This window comes from Actinoplanes sp. NPDC004185, assembly GCF_053603475.1.
Genome location: NZ_JBSGFR010000001.1, coordinates 272,429 through 291,458 on the forward strand (window position 1 = coordinate 272,429; position 19,030 = coordinate 291,458).

A 19,030-nucleotide genomic window follows, 5' to 3' on the forward strand; every position below is an offset into this window, starting at 1 on the left:
CGACGGCATGGCAGGCGAGGGCGGGAAGGGCACACCAAGGGGAGGGTCAGCATGACCGGGGCTTTGTTCGGGTTGACGTTCGCGGTCGCCGCGCCGTTCTGGGCGCTCATGATCCTGCTGCCCGGCTGGTCCTGGACCCGGCGGATCATCGCGTCGCCACTGATCGTGCTGCCGGTCGTGGTGATCTACGCACTGCTGGTCATCCCGGCCTTCGGCGAGGTGCTGCCGGCCGTCGCCTCGCCGACCCTCGGCGGCGTCCGGGAACTGCTCGGCACGGCCGACGGCGCGGCCGCGGCCTGGGCGCACATGCTGGCCTTCGACCTCTTCGTCGGACGCTGGGCATGGCTCGACAGCCGGACCCGCGGCGTCCCCGCGCTGATCATGTCGCCGGTGCTGCTGCTCACGATCCTGCTCGGCCCGCTCGGCCTGCTGGTCTACCTGCTGGTACGGGCCCGCTACCGTCCCGCCGAGAGCGCCTAGGGTGGTCCTCGTGGGATGGGTGGCACGGCTCTTCGACGCGCGGGACACGTTCGTCCGGATGGTGCTGCTGGACCTGAGCGGCCTGAGCTACCTGCTCTTCGGCACCCAGGCCGGCCCGGCCCCCACCCGGACGCAATGGCTGCTCGCCGTGGCCGCGTTCGCCCTCGCCCTGCTCCTGCACCGCCGGCAGCTGCCCGGCCTGCTGGCCCAGACCGCCCTGCTGGTCGTGGCGTTCTGGCTCATCGACGACACGACGATCAACCAGGTCGGCACCAGCTGGCTGCTGCTCGAAGTGGCGCTGTGGGCGCCCCGGCCGCGCATCCTCTGGTCGTGCGCGGGCCTGGTCGCGGCGGTCTATGCGGCCTTCACCCTGGGCCGGGACCCGTCGCAGATCACCGGGCTGGTCTTCGGACTGTTCATCGTGATCGGCGTGCCGGTGCTGCTCGGCCTGGTCATCCGGACCACCCGTGAGCTGGGCGTGCAGGCCCGGCGCCGAGCCGAGTCGGAGAGCCGTGCGGCCCGGGCGGACGAACGCTCGGCGATCGCCCGCGAGTTGCACGACGTGGTCGCCCACCACGTCGCGTCGATGGTGCTGCGGGTGGGCGTGGCCCGGCACGTGCTGCCGGACGTGGACCCGCGGGTGACGGAGGTGTTCGACGACGTGCACAGCACCGGTACCGCCGCGCTGGCCGATCTGCGGCAGCTGGTCGGGGTGCTGCGGGACCCGTCCCGGCGTACGGATGCGGCGCTCACCGCGATCGAGCCCGGCGCATTGCCGGCCGCCCTCGAAGCCGCGGTCGAAACGGCCCGGCGGGCGGGACTGACGGTGGACGCGACCGTCGCGCCGGAGGCCGGCTCGCTGGACGTGGTCCGCGGCCTGGCCGTGCTGCGGCTGACCCAGGAGGCGCTGACCAACGTGGCCAAGCACGCCGGACCGGCGGCCCGCGCGAGCCTGCGGGTCGAGGTGACGGACGGGGACGTGCTGTGGTCGGTGACCGACGACGGCGGCGGTGTGGTGCCCGGGCTGCCGTCCGGTGGCGGTCACGGCCTGACCGGGATGCGGGAACGGGTCGAGGTGCTGGGCGGCCGGCTGACGGCCGGACCGGCGGCGGGCGGCTGGCGGGTCGAGACCGTCCTGCCGGCGCGCCGCTCCACGGAGCCGGTGTGATCCGCGTCCTGCTGGTCGACGACCAGCCGCTGATCCGGGCCGGCCTGCGGATGCTGTGCGACGCCGAGGCCGACCTGACGGTGGTGGGCGAGGCGGAGAACGGCCGCGACGCGGTGACGCTCGCCGCCCGGCTCGCCCCTGACGTGATCGTCATGGACCTGCGGATGCCGGGCGTCGACGGCATCACGGCGACCGGCCGCATCCTCGCGGAACGCCCGGGCGCCCGGATCGTCGTGCTGACCACCTTCGGCGACGACGACCACCTCTATCCGGCGCTGACCGCCGGGGCGTGTGGCTTTCTGCTGAAGGACGCGCCGCCGGTCGAGCTGCTGGACGGGATCAGGCGGGCCGCCGCGGGGGACAGCCCGTTCAGCCAGGACGTGCTGCAACGGCTGGTGCGGCGGGCGGTCGCGGCCCGGGTGGAGCAGCCGCGGGTGGTCCCGGGGCTGACCGCCCGGGAGCGGGATGTGCTGGAGCTGGTGGCCGAGGGGCTGTCCAACACGGAGATCGCCGACCGGCTGCACATCGGCGTGACGACGGTGAAGACCCACATCACCAGCCTGATGACCAAGACCGACAGCCCCAACCGGGTGCGGTTGGCGCTCTTCGCCCGCGGCGGCTGATCGCCGGCCGCTTTCGGCCGACGGCGACCCGCTCGGGCGCTTCAGAGGCCGCGGGTGGTGAGCCAGCTCTCGACGCGGGTGATGACCTTCTCCGGGGTGCGGCGGGCCCACAGGAAGTGGTCCGGGACCGCGTCGATCGTGGCCCGGTCGACGTCGGAGGGGAGCCGGGCCGCCAGGTGGTCGACGGCGGCGCGCGGGATCATCCGGTCGCCGGCGATGTCGACGAGCAGCGCGGGCACCGGGAGATCGGCCAGCGCGGCCTCGTAGTCGGTGCGGTCACCGCGCAGGCGGTAGCGGCCGTAGCGGGCCTCGTAACCCCAGTCGGACATCAGCGTGCGGGGCTGGCGTCCCGCGAAGCCGAGCCGGTGCCCCGGCCAGTAGCCCAGCGAACAGGTCACCGCGCCGACGAAGCGGACCCCGGCGGCGCGCTGGGCCCGGGCGAGCCGGCCGCTGCGGGCGAACGGGGAGCTCGTACCCGTGGCCAGGGTGACGACGGCGTCCGGGCGTACCGTGCCGGCGGCGCCCGACAGCAGCGCGAGCTGACCGCCCAGGCTGTGGCCGACCAGCACGACCTTGGCCGCGCCGGCGACGGCCGGGTCGGTGAAGACCGCGGGCAGGTCGTGGCGGACGAGATGGGCATAGCCGAACGAGTCGCGGCGCAGGTCGGCGACCGGGCTCCGCGGCATGCCGCGCAGCTCCACCCCGACGACGTGCCGACCGGCGGCCGCCCAGGCGCGGAACAGCGGGCCGTAGTAGGCCACCGGCACCCCGAGCGCGGGCAGGAACACCACGGAGGCGGCGCGGCCGGGCTCGCCGTACTCCTCGACGGTCAGGGTGACACCGTCGCTGGAGGGCACCGGATGCACGCGAGGTTCCATCGGGACAGTGTCCGGTGGACGGTCGCCGGCGGCGATGTGATCTCTCACACGCAAAAGACCGGGAACCCGTGGCGGCGGGTCCCCGGCCTGGTGCCTTGTCACGGTATCGCGGGATCAGCCCTGACGGCCGTTCCAGCGGGGGTTCTTGCGATTGATGACGACCATCCGGCCGCGCCGGCGGGTGACGACCGAACCCGGCTTGCTCTTGAGCGACCGGAGCGAGTTGCGGACCTTCATGATGCCTCCTCGGTCCTGGTAACGCCGCCGGTCCCCCCGGCATTCCGGAAACTGTCGGAGGCTGCCGCCATGATGACCGGGCCGGACGGAGAGGAGCGGGTGTGGCCGAGGTGATGGTGCGCGACGAGACCATGGCGGGCCGGGCGATCGACGAGTGGATCCTGCCGGATCTGCCCGACGAGATCACCGCGCGCGAGCTGCTGCGCCTGCGGGTCCGCGAGGAGGTGGCCCGCTTCCATGCCACGACCGGCGACGTCTTCCGCGGCCTGGTCCGGCCGGTCGCGGCGGCCGAGACACCGGCCGGTTTCACGGTACGGAGGGGACAGCGCCTCGACTGGGCGGCGCAGGCCGACGCGGCGTGCCAGGCATTCACCCGCAACGGCTTCGTGATGATCGTCGGCCGGCACCAGGTCGACGACCTCGACCAGCTCATCGACCTGCGCGGGGATCCGACGGTCGCGTTCATCCGCCTGGTCCCGCTGGTGGGCGGCTGATGGAGCCGGTCCTGCTCGACCTGACCCCGGTGGTCGGCCCCGATCCTCGGCTGCACGAGGTGCGGACGACAGACGCCGACCCGGAGCTGCCCGCGGACCACCGCCGGCTGATCTGTCTGCGCCTTCACTGGGAGGCGGCCCGCGACGACGCCCCGTTCGTGCACCCGGCCGAGGTGATCGCCGCGCTCGCGACGGATGACGTGCCCTGGACGAGGGACGACCTGATCTGGAGCCTGCGGGTGCTGGCCGGCGAGACCGGACGCGACGACGGCTCGCCGTGGCGCCTGCCCGCCGTCATCGGTGCCGCGCTGCCACCGGAGGAGCTGCGTGACCTCGTCCCGGCCTTCGAAGCGGTGCTCGATGCGGTGAAGACGAGCTACCTGGCCGTGCGGGTGCGGCATTCGCTGTCCCAGGCGTACGGCGCCGTGCTCGACCGGATCGATCCGGGCGGGCTCGGTCACGTGTTGCCGGCCGACGACGTGTTCGACGCGGCGGTGCAGGAGTCGCTGGGGCCGTTGCTGGCCGATGCCGGCACGCGTGCGGTGCTGCGGCACGCCGGGTCGCTGGCCAAGCCGGTGCCGTCCAAGGGGTGGCTGCGACGGGCGGATGACCTGCTCGGGGCGGCGGGCATCGTCCATCCCCTGCTGGAGCGGTTCTGTGCCTACCAGGGGTCGGTCGGTGAGGACACCGATGTGCTGGTGCGGGGGCTGATCTGGTTCGCCGCCAGGGATCCGGGGGAGGAAGCGACTGCGTTGCTGGCCCGGGTGGCGGTGCGGGCGGGCACGGCCTCCCCGGTCGTGCGGGCGCCGCGGACGGCGGCGGCCGCGGTGGAGATCCTGGCGGATCGCGGGGGTGACGCGCCGGTGCGGGCCCTGGTGCGGCTGGCGCTGACAGTGCGGAGCAAGCCGTTGCTGACGCGGGTTCGCGGTGCGGTCGAGCGGATCGAGAGGGGGCGCGGCTGGGCGGCCGGCGAGGCGCTGGAGCTCGGGATCGACGACCACGGCCTGGACGCGGAGGGGCAGCGCTGGCCGGTGCCCGGCTCGGTCCTCGTGGAGGTCGTCGACGGCAGGGCGCGATCGGTGGTCATGCGGGACGGCAAGCCGCTCAAGCGAGTGCCCGCCGATGTGGACGTCACGCCGGCTCGGACGCTGGTCAAGGAGATCACCAAGACGCTGGCCGCGGAGCGCGATCGGATCGAGTCGCTGCTGTCCACGGAGCGCACCTGGGGGTGGGCTGATTGGGTGGCGCGCTACCTGGCTCATCCGGTGACGGGGGCTGTGGCCGGGCGCCTGATCTGGCAGGCGTCGGTGGACGGCAGGTCGTGGCGGGCCGGCATCCCGCGTCGTCCGGCCGGCGGGATCTGGCGGCTCGTGGATGAGGCGGGCGACGACTTCGAGGTGATGGGCGGGCAGGTGCGGCTCTGGCATCCGGTGCTGGCCGGGCCCGGAGAGGTGACGCGCTGGCGTGACCACCTCGGAGAGGACGAGGTGCGGCAGCCGTTCAAGCAGGCGTTCCGGGAGATTTATCCGCTGACGCCGGCGGAGGCATCGAGCCGGACCTCGTCGCGGCGTTTCGCGGGGCACATCCTGCGCTACCGCCAGGCCGGCGCGCTGATGCGGAGCCGGGGCTGGGCGGCGAGCTACCTCGGCCTGTGGGACCAGGGTCACCGCACGGAAGCGGCGAAGGAGCTCGGTGGCGGCGGGTGGCGGGCGCTGCTGGCCCACGAGGCGGCCGGGGAGGCGGACCATGAGGTGGCGTACTGCACGATCGGTGAGGTGCGCTTCGCCCGCCGCGCCGGTGAGGCGTGGCAGGACGCGCCGTTGACCGAGGTGCCGGTGCGAGTGTTCAGCGAGGCGATGCGCGACGTGGATCTCTTCGTCGGCGTGACGTCGATCGCGGCTGACGAGGCCTGGCAGGACCGGGGCACGGAGCGTTTCCGGACCTACCGCGAGTCGGCCGGCTTCGGAGCTCTGACCGCTTCGGCCGAGGTACGCCGTGACGTGCTGGCCCGGCTCCTGCCGCGGTTGTCGATCGGGTCGCGCTGCGAGCTGACGGAGAGATACCTCCGGGTCCGCGGAAACCGTGGCACGTACCGGATCCACCTCGGCTCGGCCACCATTTTGATCGAACCTCACGACACCTATCTGTGCATCGTCCCCGACCACAAGCGCAAGCCGGCGGTCCACCTGCCCTTCGACGACGACCGGGTGCTGTCCTTGATCCTGTCCAAGGCGATCCTGCTCGCCGCCGACGACACGATCACCGATCCCACGATCGTGCCGCAGCTGCCGGCCGGCCCCGAACCGGACGATCCTGAGCAACGTCAGGGTCCGCCGACGCCTACCCCGACCCCGACGAGGGCGTGGCGGTGGCGGTGGCGGCGGTAGTAGCGGTGGCGGTGGCGGTGGCGGCGGTAGTAGCGGTGGTGGTGCGGGTGCTGGTGGGAGCCGGTGGCTCAGGCCGGGTCGTCCGGGATGGTGCCGACGCGGATCTGGGCGTGGTCCGTGTGCCACTGGTGCCGCGAGCCCGGCGGCGGCATCTCCACGCCCGCGATCCCAGCCGAGGCGGCGAATTGCTGCCGCAGGTGCCCGATCAGCTTCCGTGCTTCGCGGCGCGTGGCCGGGGAGTTGTCAGGGTCGTCGATGCTCAGCCCCAGCACGACCGCGCCGTGGTCGACGAACGCCTGCGGAAGCCCAGGCGCCGGCTCCCGCAGCCACACGTAGACATCCCAGCAGAACGACATGTCAGGCCGGGCGGGCGCGGTCCGTGGCCAGGTGCACGGCGAGCGCGCCGAGCACCGTACCCATCAGGTAGCGCTGCATCCGCAGCCAGCCCGGCCGCCGGGCCAGGAAGACCGCGATACCGCCCGCCGCCGCCACGATCAGCAGGTTGACCGTCAGGCTGACCAGGATCTGCACGCCGCCGAGCACGAAGCCCTGGGCCAGCACGTGCCCGGCCTCCGGGCGGACGAACTGCGGGATCAGCGACAGGTACATGATCGCCGCCTTGGGGTTGAGCAGGTTCGTGAGCAGGCCCATGGTGAACAGCCGCCGCGGCGAGTCGACCGGCAGCTCACCCGGCGCGAAGACGGACGTGCCGCCCGGGCGCAGCGCCTTGACGGCGAGCCAGCCCAGGTAGGCCGCGCCGGCCAGTTTGAGGGTCGTGTAGGCCTCCGGGACGTGCACGAAGATCACCGAGAGGCCGAGGTTCGCGGCGCTCAGGTAGATCAGGAAGCCGATCACCACGCCGCCGAGGGAGACGATGCCGGCCCGCCGGCCCTGGGTGATGCTGCGGGAGACCAGGTACATCATGTTCGGGCCCGGGGTGAGCACCATGCCGAGGGCGACGGCCGTGACGCCGAGCAGGGACGCGAGACTGATCATCGGTCCAGCGTCGCCGCCGGCTGCGGGATCCGGCGAGAGCCAAAACCCGATCGGTGGTACGCGATCAGCCCGGCCACCGCCACCGCGACGATCGCCCCGCCCGTCGCCAGCGTCATGTCCTTCTGGGCGTCCCACATGTCACCCTGCTGGCCGTTGTAAGCCTCGGCCGCCCCGGGCGCGAGCGTCATCGCGATGGCCCACTCGAACAGCTCGTACACCGCGCTCGTGGACAGCACCACGTCCACGGCCACCAGCGCCGACCAGCGGATGCCGCGTCCGGCCTCCCGGAACCGGGCGAACAGCACCGGACCGAAGCAGAGCCCGTACGACAGGTGCACCAGCCGGTCGAAATTGTTGCGCTGCCACCCGAAGAGCTCGTTGAGGCGTACGCCGAACAGCGCCTCCGTCCAGTCGTCGTACGGAACGAACGAGTAGATCCACCGGGCCGCCACCGAGTGCAGCACCAGGAAGATCAGGATCAGCAGGAAGGACGCGTACGGCAAGGGGCGGCGGCGCTGCACCAGCAGCAGCGCCGCCAGGCCGAGCACGGTGAGCGAGTGGTGCATGGCCTGCTCGACCGGATGCTCCGGCCGCCACCAGGTGGCCGCGACCACGATCAGGAAGACGCCCAGCGTCCACCGGTACGCGAGGGGGAACGGGGGCACAGCCGCACTCTAGGCGGCCCCGTCCAGTCTGGAGGGTTGACAGTCACCCCCGGGGTGACACATGCTCTGTCCATGAACCGTAAACCCGGGGGTGACAACAGCTGGGACGTCGTCCTGGCGCACCGTACCCCCGACACCCGTGCGCCGGTCCGCGAGCGTTTCGAGTCGGCCGGGGTGGCCCCGGAGCTGGTCCGCTCGGCCCTGGCCGACGGTGGCGACGAGATCTTCGCCGCGGCCGCCGGGGGCGCGCCCGACTGGGCGAAGCCGTTCGGCGGTCCGCTCGCCGTCGCGCTGATCGCGGCCGAGGTCAGCGCCCTCACCGCCCACCTGACCTCGCGGGCCTCCGCGGTCCGGGCGCTCGCCGTCGAGGCTCTGCTCGACGACTTCAGCGCGGTCACGGTCGCCGCCCGGCTCGGCGTCTCCCGGCAGAAGGTCTACGACATCGCCCGTCCCAACCCCACCAGCTCCTACATCGACCACGCGCCCTGGAGGCTGCCGTGACCATCCCGGAAGAGGCACCGACCGTCATGGAAGAGCTCGTCGACCTGCCCGACCCTGAGACCCAGCCGCTGGTCCACCCGCTGGACCTGCCCGTGGCCCGTACCGATTTCCGCAACGGCTGGCTGGTCGGCGCGGCCACCGGCCTGCCGGTGGCCGCCCTGGTCGCCGGCATCATCGCCTACCTGACCCGTGGGGTGTTCGCCCCGATCGTCGTCTTTCTCGCGCTGAGCGTCTTCGGGGCGATGGCCAGCCGTTTCGCCATCAACCGGGCCTGGGACCACATCCCGCGCAAGCGCCAGGACCGGGAGCGGCCGCTGCCGCGCAGCTGGGACCTCGGCGCCGCCGCCGTCCTGGCGCTGGCTCTGGGCGTTGCTCTGCTGCTCATCGTCTACCGCCTCGACGACGCGGATGTGCCGGTCGACGTGCGGTCGTTCACGTTCGGCATGAGCGCGGTGGCCGCGCTGCTGGTGGTGGCGGACGCGGTGTTCGGACTGCTCCGGCCGGCCCGGCGGGGCCGGGCGCTGGCGAGCCTGCCCGGCGTCGTCGTGGTCGCGGTCGCGACCGTGCTGGCCTACCGGGCCTGGTTCGACGGGGACGCCGTGGGCTCGCTGCTGTTCTGGGGAGCCGTCTCGATGGCCGCCGCGGGGCTGCTGGCCGGGGCCGCGAGGCTGCGGGAACGGCGTCGGGTCAACGCCCGTGCCGGGCAGCCATAGCGTCGACCGCGTTCTTGGCTTCCAGCAGGGTGGCGCCGGTCTCGTCGCGGTAGGCCTTGATCGCCGCCACCCGCTGGTCCGCGAAGATCAGCCGGAGCACCTCGGGCAGCTCCCGCTCGCGGACGGTGATGCCGAGGTGCCCGACCACCGCGTCGAGCTTCTGCTCGATCGCGGTGAGCCGGGCAGCCGTCCGCAGTTGTTCCCGCCGGGAGTTCGCCGAGGAGGCCAGGCCCAGCAGGATCAGGCCGACCAGCAGCACGACGAGCGCGACGGTCACGAGGATCTCCATGGGGATCATCGTGACAAGCCCCCGCCAATCACCCGCCGTGCAACGCCGCGTACTTCTCCGCGATCGTCGCCGACTCGGGCAGGTCCGCCTCGACCACCGGCAGCGCGGGCGCGACCTCGGCGCCCAGCTCGGCGAGCAACTGCGCCAGCAGAGCCGCGGCCGCCGCCGCTTGCGGGGCCACGCCCGCGGTCACCACCGGGACGGCGCGCTTGCCGGCCAGCGCGTTCGCGGGCAGCTGGTCGAGCAGCACCTTCAGCACCCCGGTGTAGCTGCCCTTGTAGGTCGGCGTGGCGACCACCAGCACCTCGGCCTCGCGGATCGCCGTCACCGCGGCGGCCGTGGCGGGGTCTTCCGGAGTCAGCAGGCCCGCGCCCAGCGCGCCGACCTCCACCACGGCGGCGGCACCACCCAGCGCCTCCCCGACGGCCGAGGCCAGCACGGAGGTGCGCGACCCGGGCCGCGGGTTACCCGAGACGACGACGATTCCGCTCATGCGTTCGCTCCCAGTTTCAGCAGGGGGAGGACGCCCTCGCCGAAGCGGTAGGCCTCCTCCAGGTGTGGTTGTCCGGACAGGATGACGTGGTCGATGCCGAGCGCGTGATATTCGGAGAGCCGCTCGGCGACCTCGGCGTGGCTGCCGACCAGCGCGGTGCCCGCGCCCGGGCGGACCAGGCCGAAGCCGGCCCACAGGTTGGGGGAGACCTCGAGCGAGTCGCCGCCGGCCAGCTGCGCCATCCGGCGCTGACCCTCCGATTCGGTACGGGCGAACCGCTCCCGGGCCGCGGTGACGGCAGCCTCCGGCACCCGGTCGAGCAGGGCGCGCGCCGCCGCCCAGGCCTCGTCGGCGGTGTCTCTCGTGATGACGTGCAGCCTGATCCCGTACGTCAGGCGGCGGTCGGTCAGCGCGCGCACCGCGGCCAGCTTGGCGGCCACCGCGTCCGGCGGTTCACCCCAGGTCAGGTACGTGTCGACGTGCTCGGCGGCCACCCGCAACGCCGGCGGTGACGACCCGCCGAAGAAGATCGGGGGTGCGGGGTCCGGCGGCTGCCGCGTCGTCGCGCCCTCGATCCGGTAGTGCTCGCCGGTGAAGTCGAACGGCTCACCCGACCAGGCGCCCCGCAGCACCTGGACGAACTCGGCGGTCCGGGCGTACCGCTGGTCGTGGTCGAGCCAGTCGCCGAAGCGGCGCTGCTCGGTGGACTCCCCGCCGGTGACCACGTTGAGCATCAACCGTCCGCCGGAGATCCGCTGGTAGGTCGAGGCCATCTGGGCGGCCAGCGTCGGCGACACCAGCCCGGGCCGGAACGCGACCAGGAACCGCAGCGTGGACGTCTCGGTGAGCAGCGCGGCGGTGGTGAGCCACGCGTCCTCGCAGAACGTGCCGGTCGGGGTGAGCACGCCGGTGAAGCCGAGCCGCTCGGCCGCACGGGCCACCAGCGCCAGGTAGCCCAGCTCGGGCGGGCGTTCGGTGGTCACGGTGGCCGCCGCCTGCCCGCCGCTGGTGATGCCGTGGCTGTCCCCGGCGGTCGGCAGGAACCAGTGGAACTGCATCTACGCCGACCGCTTGAGGTGCGCGTACGTGCCGTCGTGGTAGACGAGCGGGGTGACCGTGGTGTCCTCGTGGTGCTCGCCCAGCTCCGGCGCGGCCAGCACGATGGTGTGGTCGCCGGCCTCGACCCGCTGGGTCACCCGGCACACGATGCGCGCCAGCACGCCGTCGAGCAGCGGCACCCCGTCCGGCCCGGGCCGCCAGGCGCCGTGTGCGGCGAAGCGGTCGATGCCGCGGGTCGCGAACGTACGGGCCACGTGCTCCTGCTCCAGGGTCAGCACGTGCACGGCGATGGTGCTCGCCGACTCCACGGCCGGCCACGCCGAGGCGGTCTTGGCCAGGCAGAACGAGACCAGCGGGGGATCGAGCGAGACGGAGGTGAAGGAGGTGGCGGTGAAGCCGGCCGGGGGCTCACCGGGCGCGGTGATCACGACGACGGCGGCGGCGTGGCGGCGCAGCAGCGCCCGGAAGAGGTCGGCGTCCACGGCACGGTCCTGGTGGAGAGGGGTGACGGTCATGGTGGTTCCCCTAAGCAGCGACGAGGGAGCGGTGGGCGAGTTCCTGTCTGACGAGAGGAATGAGGTGCCGGCCGTAGTCGACCGCGTCGTCGACGGGGTCGTAGCCGCGGATCAGGATCGTGGTGACGCCGAGGTCGACGTAGTCCAGCAGGGCGCGGGCCACGGTCTCGGGCGAGCCGACCAGGGCGGTGGAGTTGCCCTGGGCGCCGCTGGCCCGGGCGGTGGCCGTCCACAGTGCCCGGTCGTGCCGGTCGCCCTTGGCCGCGGCGGCCAGCAGGCGTTGCGAGCCGACGTTCTCGGGGTGTGGCCCGCCCAGCACGCGGGTCTTGTCGCCGGTGAAGGAACCCCGGCCGCCCTTGCTCTCGGTGATGGTGGCCAGGATGCGCTCGGCCCGCTCCCAGGCCAGCTCGTCGGTCGCGGCCAGGATCGGCCGGAACGAGACGCTGATGCCCAGCGGGCCACGCCCGGCCGCGGCGGCCGAGGCCTGCACGGCGGCGATCTGCTCGGCGGTCTCCCGCAGCGGCTCACCCCAGAGGGCGAAGACGTCGGCGACCGCCCCGCCGGTGCGGTACGCCGCCGGCGACGAACCGCCGAAGTACAGCGGGATCCGGTGCGCCGGCTGGGCCGGCAGCGAGAAGTTCTCGAAGCGGTAGAACCGGCCCTCGTGCGAGAACGGCTCCGGCGACGACCAGGCCCGGCGCAGGATCCGCAGGTACTCCTCGGTGCGGGCGTACCGGTCGTCCTTGCCCAGGTAGTCACCGTCGCGGCGTTGCTCGGCGTCCGAGCCGCCGGTGATGGTGTGCACGGCGACCCGGCCGCCGGAGAGCTGGTCCAGCGTCGCGAAGGTGCGCGCGGCGGTGGTCGGGGCGACGAAGCCGGGCCGGTGGGCGATGAGCAGCCCGAGGCGTTCGGTGTGCGCGGCGGCGTACGCGGCGACCTGCGTCCCGTCCGGCGTGGACGAGCCGTAGCCGATCAGCACCCGGTCGAAGCCGCCGTCCTCGTGCGCCCGGCTGAAGCGCCGCACGTACCCGGGGTCGATCGGTGGCCCGCTGGGCGCGCGGGTCTCGGACACGTCCCGGGTGCCGATCATGCCGACGAACTCGACGGTCATCAGGAATTCCTCTCGAGCTGGGCGCGACCGGCGGCGGTGAGGACGACGTCGTCCTGCGGGGTGTGGATGCGCCCGCAGAGCACGTCGCGCAGATGGCGCTCGAGCGGGTGCCGGCGGCTGAGCCCGGCGTTGCCGATGAGAGCCACACCGCGCTGCACGGCCTCGATGGCGGCGGTGGTGGCGACGGTCTTGGCCAGGCCCGGCCGGGCCGCGTCCACCGGCTCGCCGCGGTCGATCGCCTGGGCCAGGGTGTCGACCAGCGTCGTCGCGGTGAGCAGCTGGGCGGAGATCAGACCGACCTCACTCTGGAAGCGGGGGAGCGAGGCCAGCGGCTTCCCGAGGTTGGTGGGCACGCGTTCACGCAGGTAGCCGGTGAGCCAGTCGACGGCTGCGGCGGCCACCCCGAGGTAGATGGCGGCGATGCCGAGGGCGTTCCAGGCGCGCAGGCCGCCGGGGTCCGCACCGGGCGCTCCCGGTTCGGCCAGCTCCAGCGTCGCCCCGAGCGGTACGGGCACCCGGTCGAAGGTCACGTCGTCACTGCGGGAGGCGCGCAGGCCCAGGTGGTCCCAGGTGCGTTCGACGGTGATGCCGGGGGAGTCGGTGCGGACCAGGAACGCTCCGGTGCGTACCGGATCCTCGTCGGTCCGGGCCCAGACCTGCATCCAGCGCAACCCGACCGCGCCGGTGGAGAAGATCTTGTGGCCGGTGAGCTCCCAGCCGCCGGTGGTCCGCCGGGCGGTGGTGGCCGGCAGGCCGCCGCGGGCCGGGGTGCCGAGGTCCGGCTCGACCCGCAGGGCGTTGATCAGGGTGGGCCGCCGCGCCGACTCGGCCAGCACCTCGGCGTAGAGGCCGGCGGGCCAGGCGGCCGAAGCGGCGTGCGCGAAGAGCGTCATCGCGCTGATCAGGGCGACCGACGGGTCGCCGCGGCCGAGGGCGGTGAGGACGCGCACCGTGTCGGCCAGGCCACCGCCCGGGCCGCCGTGCTCGGTGCCGACGGTGAGGGTGAGCAGGCCGGCCTCGTGCACCACGGCCAGGCCGGCGTGCGGCAGGTCGGCGGTGCGGTCGTGCTGCTCGGCGTGGGCAGCCAGGGCCGTGGTCACGTCCACCAGATGGGAAAGGCGGGGCATCGGCAGAGCCTGGGCATCCGCAGCGGGGGTGGGCATGGGCCCAACCGTGCCCTCCTTGCAGCGCGGGTGTCAACGGTGATCCCATATCCTAGTAAACCTATGGGGTTCAGTTGACATGCAGAACTTGGATGAGTCAGAGTTCCGGCCATGTCCACTCCCACCATCGCCGCCCCGGTCAGCCCACCGGCGGCGACCACGAGCACACCGGCCCCCGGCGGGGCGCGCCGGAGAGGGCTGCCGTACCGGGTGATCTCCTGGGCCGTTCCGCTGTTGCTGCTGCTCACGTGGGAGCTGCTGGCCCGGGCCGGGATCATCGCCCCCAACGTCCTGCCGGCCCCGAGCTCGGTCGGGGCCACCGCCTGGCGGCTGACCGAGACCGGCGAGCTGCCCACCCACCTGTGGGAGAGCCTCAAGCGCGCCGCCATCGGCCTGGCCATCGGCGGCAGCATCGGCCTGGTGCTCGGCGTGCTGACCGGCTTCTCCCGGCTCGCCGAGGCCATCGTGGACCGCAACATCCAGATCGTCCGGGCCATCCCCTTCCTGGCCATCCTGCCCCTGGTCATGGTGTGGTTCGGCGTCGGCGAAAGCGGGCGCTACTTCCTGGTGGCGCTCGGCACCCTGTTCCCGATCTACCTCAACACCGTGCTCGGCATCCGCCAGGTCGACCCCAAGCTGCTGGAGATGGGCCGGGTCATCGGCCTGCCCCGGCTCCGGCTGGTCCGCACGGTGATCCTGCCCGGCGCGCTGCCGTCCGTCCTGCTGGGCGTGCGGCTGGCGCTGACCAACGCGTGGCTGGCCCTGGTCATCGCCGAGACCGTCGGCGCGCCCGCCGGCATCGGCTTCATGGCCACCAACGCCCGCGAGTTCCTCCAGACCGACGTGATCGTCCTGGTCATCGTCCTGTACGCGCTCATCGGCCTGAGCACCGATCTCATCGCCCGGGCCCTGGAGCGCCGTCTCCTGGCCTGGCACCCGAACTACTCCGGAGGTAAGAAGTGACACTGTCCCGCCGCTCACTGCTGGGAGCCGCACTCGCTCTACCCGTGCTCGCGGCTTGCGGCGACAACGCGGCGGAGGCCAACGGCCGCAAGAAGGTCCGGCTGACCTACGGCGCGATCTCGGTGCCCAAGACCCGCGGTGTGTTCGAGACGACCCTCAAGGACCAGGGCATCGACGTGGAGTGGGTCGGTCCCTTCCCGAACCACGCCCCGACCCTGCAGGCCGTGGCCACCGGCACCGCCGACTTCAGCTTCGGCGGCAGCTCCACCCCGGCCGACCAGGCGCTGCTGTCCGGCAACAAGCTCAAGTTCGTCGCCTGGTCCACCGCCAAGCCCCGGTTGTCGTCGATCCTGGCCCTGCCGAACTCCGGCATCACCAAGGTCGCCGACCTGGCCGGCAAGAACGTCGCGGTCAACAAGGCCGGTCTGGGCGAGTTCCTGCTCGTCGCCGCACTGGAGAAGTACAACGTGCCGCGGGACTCGGTCACCTTCACCTATCTGAACCCGCCGGACGCCGCGCCCGCCTTCGGCAGTGGCAAGGTGGACGCGTGGAGCATCTGGTCCGGGCCGATGGAGCTCGCCGAGGTGCAGTACGGCGCCAAACGCATCTTCACCGACGGCGACGAGCTGGACAAGCAGATCGACTTCGGGACCTACCTGGTGCGCGAGGACTACGCGAAGAAGGAGGCGGACACCATCCGCAAGGTCATCGCCGCGTACAAGGCCGAGGCCGACTGGGTCAACGCCAACCAGGCCGAGGCGCAGAAGATCGGCAACGCCGTCTCCAAGTACCCCGACGCCGTGGTGCAGAAGATCGTGGCCGGCAACGTGCAGACCACCTGGAGCCTGATCAACGACGACGGCATCGCCCAGCTGCAGGCCGGCGCCGACTGGCTGAGCGAGCGGAAGGTGCTCAGCGGCAAGATCAATATCGCGGACCACGCGGTGAAGCTGTGACCACGGCGGTGGACGCGCCCGCGGTGCGGGCCCGCGCGGTCACCCGGCGGTACGGCGACCGCACCGTCCTGCACGAGCTCGACCTCGAGATCCGCCGGGGCGAGTTCGTGGCCCTGCTCGGCAAGAGCGGGTGCGGCAAGACGACGCTGCTGCGTACCCTCGCGGGCCTGGACCGGCTCGACGGCGGCGACCTGGTCGTGCCGTCCTCGTCCACCGTGGTCTTTCAGGAGCACCGGCTCCTGCCCTGGGAGAAGGTCTGGCGCAACGTGGCCCTGAACCTGCCGCGGGCGACGGCGCGGTCCCGCGCCCAGTCCGCGCTGGAGGAGGTCGGCCTGGGTGACCACGCCGACGCCTGGCCGGTCACCCTCTCCGGCGGCGAGGCCCAGCGGGTCGCCCTGGCCCGGGCCCTGGTCCGCGAGCCCGAGCTGCTGCTGCTGGACGAGCCGTTCGCGGCGCTGGACGCGCTCACCCGGATCCGGATGCACGGCCTGGTCCGGGACCTGATCTCCCGGCACCGGCCGGCGGTGCTGCTGGTCACGCACGACGTCGACGAGGCGGTGTTGCTGGCCGACCGGGTGCTGACCATGCGCGACGGCCGGATCGCCGCGGACCACCGGGTGTCGGCGCAGGCCCGCTCCCGGGGCCACGCGGAGTTCGTCGCGCTGCGCACCGAGCTGCTCGCCGAGCTGGGCGTCGTCGAGCAGTGAGCAGCACCGGCAGCTCGCACTGGGGAGCCTTCCGGGTCTCCGGGACCGACGCGACCCTCGACGTCACGCCGCGTCCCGGAGATCCGGACCCCACGCCGCTGCTGGGCAACATCACGGGCGCGCACCGGCACGGCTCCCGGGTCGCGCGCCCGGCGCTGCGCCGCCCGCGCGCCGGTCGTGGCTACGACTCCTTCGAGGAGGTCTCCTGGGACACGGCCCTCGACCGGGTGGCCGAGGCGCTGACCCGGGCCCGCGCGCACGGCGACAACGCGATCTTCGGCGGCTCGTACGGCTGGGCCAGCGCCGGCCGCTCCCACCACGCGCAGTCCCAGCTGCACCGCTTCCTCGCCCTCGGTGGCGGCTATACCGACGCACGCGACAACTACAGCTTCGCCGCATCCAACGTGGCCCTGCCGCACCTGGTCGGCCACCGCGGCACGCACGCGATCATCCGGGGCGGCACCGACTGGCCGGTGATCGCCGCGCACACCGACCTGGTGGTCGCCTTCGGCGGCATCCGGGCCGCGACCAGCTACGTCACGCCCGGCGGCCGGGCCACGCACGATCTCCGCGAGCACCTGCGCGCCGCCACGGCCCGCGGGCTGCGGGTCGCCTCGGTGTCACCGCTGCGCGACGACCTCGCCGCCGACCTGGCCGGCGACTGGCTGGCCGTCCGCCCCGGCACCGACGTGGCGGTGATGTTCGCCCTGGCCCACCAGCTCGTCGCCGACGGCCACGCGGACCTGGAGTTCCTCGACCGGTACACGGTCGGCGGACGGCGGTTCCTGGCCGAGGTGGCAGACAAGACGCCGGCCTGGGCCGCGGAGATCTCCGGGCTGGACGAGGCGGCGATCGTCGCGCTGGCCCGCCGGATGGCCGCCGGCCGCACGCTGATCACGGTCAGCTGGTCGCTGCAGCGCACCCGGCACGGCGAGCAGCCGCTCTGGGCCGGTCTCGCCCTAGCCGCGGTGCTGGGACAGATCGGGCTGCCCGGTGGAGGTTTCGGCCACGGCTACGGCTCGGTCGGCGAAGTGGGTGGAGGCAAGCTGCCGTACGGGCTCCCGACGTTCCCGCGCGCCCGCAACCCGGTGCCGGACTTCATCCCGTGCGCCCGGATCGCCGACCTGCTGCTGCACCCCGGCGAGGAGTTCGACTACGACGGCGGCCGGTACGCCTACCCGGACACGAAACTCGTCTACTGGGCCGGCGGCAATCCGTTCCACCACCACCAGGACCTGAGCCGGCTGCGCCGCGCCTTCGCCCGGCCGGAGACGGTGATCGTGCACGAGCCGTACTGGACGGCGACCGCGCGCCACGCCGACGTGGTGCTACCGGTCACCACCACCCTGGAACGTGACGACCTGGGCGCCGGTCGGGGCGACACCCACCTGATCGCCATGCAGCGCGCCGACGAGCCGTACGCCGAGGCACGCGACGAGTACGACATCTTCGCCGACCTGGCCCAGCGGCTGGGCTACCGCGCGGCGTTCACCGAGGGGCGCACCAGCGGCGAGTGGCTGCGCCACCTGTACGAGGACTGGGGCGCCGACCTGGATCTGCCGGGCTTCGACGACTTCTGGGCGGCCGGCGAGGTCGAGCTGCCGGGCCGGCGCGCCGACACCGTGCTGTTCGCGGGCTTCCGGGACGGGCGGCCGCTGGACACCCCGAGCGGCAGGATCGAGCTCTCCTCGGCGACCGTGGCCGGTTTCGGCTATGCCGAGTGCCCCGGTCATCCCGTGTTCCACGAGCCGGACGCGTCGCCGTACCCGATCGTCCTGATCTGCAATCAGCCCGCCTCGCGCCTGCACTCGCAGCTCGACATGGGCGGGTTCTCGCAGCAGGCCAAGGTGGCCGGGCGCGAGCCGCTGCGGTTGCACCCCGCCGACGCGGCCGCGCGGGGCATCGCCGACGGCGACGTCGTACGGGTCCACAACGACGTGGGCAGCCTGCTGGCCGGCGCGCGGCTGTCCGACGCGTGCGCGCCCGGGGCCGCCCAGCTCTCCACCGGAGCCTGGTTCGATCCCTCCGCGCCCGAGGTGGCGACGTGCGTGCACGGCAACCCCAACGTGCTCACCCGCGACGTGGGCACCTCCCGGCTGGCGCAGGGCTGCACCGGCCAGCAGACCCGCGTCGAGATCTCCCGCCACGACGGACCGGTACCGCCGGTCCGCGCCTACGACCCACCCCTGGAGCAGCAGTGACCGACGACTTCCACCAGAAACTGCACCACGTCGCGCCGGTCGCGCTGTCCGGCGACACCGCCCAGACCCAGGGCATGACCCGGGTCGAGGCGATCAGCGGCAAGACCGTGGGCAGCAAGGACCTGTGGATGGGCGAGACGCACGTCTCCGCGGCGACGGCCAGCGACAACCACCACCACGGCGAGTCCGAGACGGCGATCTACGTGGTGCGCGGCAACCCGGTCTTCGTCTTCTACTCCGCCGAGGAGGGCGCCGAGACGCGGATCGAGACCAAGCCGGGCGACTACATCTTCGTCCCGCCGTGGGTGCCGCACCGCGAGGAGAACCCGGACCCCGACAACGAGGCGGTCGTGGTGATCGCGCGGACCACGCAGGAGGCCATCGTCGTCAACCTGCCCTCGCTCAAGCCCGGCTCCTGAGAGGGAGAGACG

General features: G+C 73.0%; 23 protein-coding genes. 12 read left to right on the plus strand and 11 right to left on the minus strand.

The window, feature by feature from the left end; all coding sequences use genetic code 11:
- The first annotated feature begins 51 nt into the window (after positions 1-51).
- From ACWEOZ_RS01195 to ACWEOZ_RS01205, 3 genes are read left to right on the plus strand one after another with little or no spacing between them, the layout of a single operon-like run.
- Positions 52-480: an ABA4-like family protein gene (locus ACWEOZ_RS01195; RefSeq protein WP_451908755.1), complete on the plus strand. Its 429-nt coding sequence runs from the start codon at positions 52-54 to the stop codon at positions 478-480.
- A gap of 10 nt (positions 481-490) precedes the next feature.
- Complete coding sequence (locus ACWEOZ_RS01200) at positions 491-1,648, plus strand: sensor histidine kinase (RefSeq protein WP_451908756.1); 1,158 nt, start codon at positions 491-493, stop codon at positions 1,646-1,648.
- Positions 1,645-2,271 carry a response regulator gene (locus ACWEOZ_RS01205; protein ID WP_451908757.1) on the plus strand — a complete coding sequence of 209 codons (627 nt, stop codon included), beginning with the start codon at positions 1,645-1,647 and terminating at the stop codon, positions 2,269-2,271. The genes ACWEOZ_RS01200 and ACWEOZ_RS01205 overlap by 4 nt, the downstream gene beginning before the upstream one ends.
- Positions 2,272-2,312: 41 nt before the next feature.
- Here the strand turns inward: ACWEOZ_RS01205 and ACWEOZ_RS01210 are convergent, their stop codons facing one another.
- Both ACWEOZ_RS01210 and ACWEOZ_RS01215 read right to left on the minus strand, forming a co-directional pair.
- On the minus strand, positions 2,313-3,149 hold the full coding sequence (locus tag ACWEOZ_RS01210) for an alpha/beta fold hydrolase (RefSeq protein WP_451908758.1): 837 nt from the start codon (positions 3,147-3,149) through the stop codon (positions 2,313-2,315).
- Between the two features lie 114 nt (positions 3,150-3,263).
- Complete coding sequence (locus ACWEOZ_RS01215) at positions 3,264-3,386, minus strand: ribosomal protein bL36 (RefSeq protein WP_015624451.1); 123 nt, start codon at positions 3,384-3,386, stop codon at positions 3,264-3,266.
- Positions 3,387-3,487: 101 nt separating this feature from the next.
- Here ACWEOZ_RS01215 and ACWEOZ_RS01220 point away from each other — a divergent pair, with 101 nt between their 5' ends.
- Together ACWEOZ_RS01220 and ACWEOZ_RS01225 are read left to right on the plus strand one after the other, a co-directional pair.
- Positions 3,488-3,880: a hypothetical protein gene (locus tag ACWEOZ_RS01220; protein WP_451908759.1), complete on the plus strand. Its 393-nt coding sequence runs from the start codon at positions 3,488-3,490 to the stop codon at positions 3,878-3,880.
- The gene (locus tag ACWEOZ_RS01225; protein ID WP_451908760.1) at positions 3,880-6,267 is read left to right on the plus strand and encodes a DUF4132 domain-containing protein; all 2,388 of its coding nucleotides are present in this window, start codon (positions 3,880-3,882) and stop codon (positions 6,265-6,267) included. The genes ACWEOZ_RS01220 and ACWEOZ_RS01225 overlap by 1 nt, the downstream gene beginning before the upstream one ends.
- A gap of 68 nt (positions 6,268-6,335) precedes the next feature.
- On the opposite strand, the gene ACWEOZ_RS01230 is transcribed toward ACWEOZ_RS01225, so the two are convergent.
- Genes ACWEOZ_RS01230 through ACWEOZ_RS01240 form a run of 3 tightly spaced genes read right to left on the minus strand, consistent with a single transcriptional unit; the run spans position 6,336 to position 7,928 of the window.
- Entirely contained in the window at positions 6,336-6,623 is a 288-nt protein-coding gene (locus ACWEOZ_RS01230) for a hypothetical protein (RefSeq protein ID WP_451908761.1), read from the minus strand.
- A gap of 1 nt (position 6,624) precedes the next feature.
- Positions 6,625-7,263, minus strand: coding sequence for a LysE family translocator (locus ACWEOZ_RS01235; protein WP_451908762.1), 639 nt, complete (start codon positions 7,261-7,263; stop codon positions 6,625-6,627).
- A complete protein-coding gene (locus ACWEOZ_RS01240; RefSeq protein ID WP_451908763.1) occupies positions 7,260-7,928 on the minus strand; it encodes a DUF2238 domain-containing protein in 669 nt (222 codons plus the stop codon). Before ACWEOZ_RS01240 ends, ACWEOZ_RS01235 begins: the two co-directional genes overlap by 4 nt.
- 72 nt (positions 7,929-8,000) lie before the next feature.
- On the opposite strand from ACWEOZ_RS01240, the gene ACWEOZ_RS01245 reads away from it, so the two are divergent.
- Both ACWEOZ_RS01245 and ACWEOZ_RS01250 read left to right on the plus strand, forming a co-directional pair.
- A complete protein-coding gene (locus tag ACWEOZ_RS01245; protein WP_451908764.1) occupies positions 8,001-8,429 on the plus strand; it encodes a hypothetical protein in 429 nt (142 codons plus the stop codon).
- Complete coding sequence (locus ACWEOZ_RS01250) at positions 8,426-9,142, plus strand: hypothetical protein (RefSeq protein ID WP_451908765.1); 717 nt, start codon at positions 8,426-8,428, stop codon at positions 9,140-9,142. The genes ACWEOZ_RS01245 and ACWEOZ_RS01250 overlap by 4 nt, the downstream gene beginning before the upstream one ends.
- Here ACWEOZ_RS01250 and ACWEOZ_RS01255 read toward each other — a convergent pair.
- The 6 genes from ACWEOZ_RS01255 to ACWEOZ_RS01280 are packed head-to-tail and all read right to left on the minus strand — an operon-like array spanning position 9,117 to position 13,772.
- Positions 9,117-9,431 (minus strand): hypothetical protein, encoded by a 315-nt coding sequence (locus tag ACWEOZ_RS01255; RefSeq protein WP_360823896.1) that lies wholly within the window; start codon positions 9,429-9,431, stop codon positions 9,117-9,119. The two genes, ACWEOZ_RS01250 and ACWEOZ_RS01255, sit on opposite strands and share 26 nt — an antisense overlap.
- 28 nt (positions 9,432-9,459) lie before the next feature.
- Positions 9,460-9,924 carry an NADPH-dependent FMN reductase gene (locus tag ACWEOZ_RS01260; RefSeq protein ID WP_451908766.1) on the minus strand — a complete coding sequence of 155 codons (465 nt, stop codon included), beginning with the start codon at positions 9,922-9,924 and terminating at the stop codon, positions 9,460-9,462.
- Positions 9,921-10,982, minus strand: coding sequence for an LLM class flavin-dependent oxidoreductase (locus ACWEOZ_RS01265; RefSeq protein ID WP_451908767.1), 1,062 nt, complete (start codon positions 10,980-10,982; stop codon positions 9,921-9,923). The genes ACWEOZ_RS01260 and ACWEOZ_RS01265 overlap by 4 nt, the downstream gene beginning before the upstream one ends.
- Positions 10,983-11,498: a flavin reductase family protein gene (locus tag ACWEOZ_RS01270; RefSeq protein WP_451908768.1), complete on the minus strand. Its 516-nt coding sequence runs from the start codon at positions 11,496-11,498 to the stop codon at positions 10,983-10,985.
- Between the two features lie 10 nt (positions 11,499-11,508).
- The gene (locus tag ACWEOZ_RS01275; protein ID WP_451908769.1) at positions 11,509-12,609 is read right to left on the minus strand and encodes an LLM class flavin-dependent oxidoreductase; all 1,101 of its coding nucleotides are present in this window, start codon (positions 12,607-12,609) and stop codon (positions 11,509-11,511) included.
- Positions 12,609-13,772 (minus strand): acyl-CoA dehydrogenase family protein, encoded by a 1,164-nt coding sequence (locus ACWEOZ_RS01280; RefSeq protein WP_451908770.1) that lies wholly within the window; start codon positions 13,770-13,772, stop codon positions 12,609-12,611. The genes ACWEOZ_RS01275 and ACWEOZ_RS01280 overlap by 1 nt, the downstream gene beginning before the upstream one ends.
- A 111-nt stretch (positions 13,773-13,883) precedes the next feature.
- Here ACWEOZ_RS01280 and ACWEOZ_RS01285 point away from each other — a divergent pair, with 111 nt between their 5' ends.
- Genes ACWEOZ_RS01285 through ACWEOZ_RS01305 form a run of 5 tightly spaced genes read left to right on the plus strand, consistent with a single transcriptional unit; the run spans position 13,884 to position 19,018 of the window.
- Positions 13,884-14,735 (plus strand): ABC transporter permease subunit, encoded by an 852-nt coding sequence (locus tag ACWEOZ_RS01285; RefSeq protein WP_451908771.1) that lies wholly within the window; start codon positions 13,884-13,886, stop codon positions 14,733-14,735.
- A complete protein-coding gene (locus tag ACWEOZ_RS01290; RefSeq protein WP_451908772.1) occupies positions 14,732-15,691 on the plus strand; it encodes an aliphatic sulfonate ABC transporter substrate-binding protein in 960 nt (319 codons plus the stop codon). Before ACWEOZ_RS01285 ends, ACWEOZ_RS01290 begins: the two co-directional genes overlap by 4 nt.
- Complete coding sequence (locus ACWEOZ_RS01295; protein ID WP_451908773.1) at positions 15,688-16,398, plus strand: ABC transporter ATP-binding protein; 711 nt, start codon at positions 15,688-15,690, stop codon at positions 16,396-16,398. The genes ACWEOZ_RS01290 and ACWEOZ_RS01295 overlap by 4 nt, the downstream gene beginning before the upstream one ends.
- The gene (locus tag ACWEOZ_RS01300; RefSeq protein ID WP_451908774.1) at positions 16,395-18,599 is read left to right on the plus strand and encodes a molybdopterin-dependent oxidoreductase; all 2,205 of its coding nucleotides are present in this window, start codon (positions 16,395-16,397) and stop codon (positions 18,597-18,599) included. Before ACWEOZ_RS01295 ends, ACWEOZ_RS01300 begins: the two co-directional genes overlap by 4 nt.
- Positions 18,596-19,018, plus strand: coding sequence for a cupin domain-containing protein (locus tag ACWEOZ_RS01305; RefSeq protein WP_451908775.1), 423 nt, complete (start codon positions 18,596-18,598; stop codon positions 19,016-19,018). The genes ACWEOZ_RS01300 and ACWEOZ_RS01305 overlap by 4 nt, the downstream gene beginning before the upstream one ends.
- The last annotated feature ends 12 nt before the right edge of the window (positions 19,019-19,030 follow it).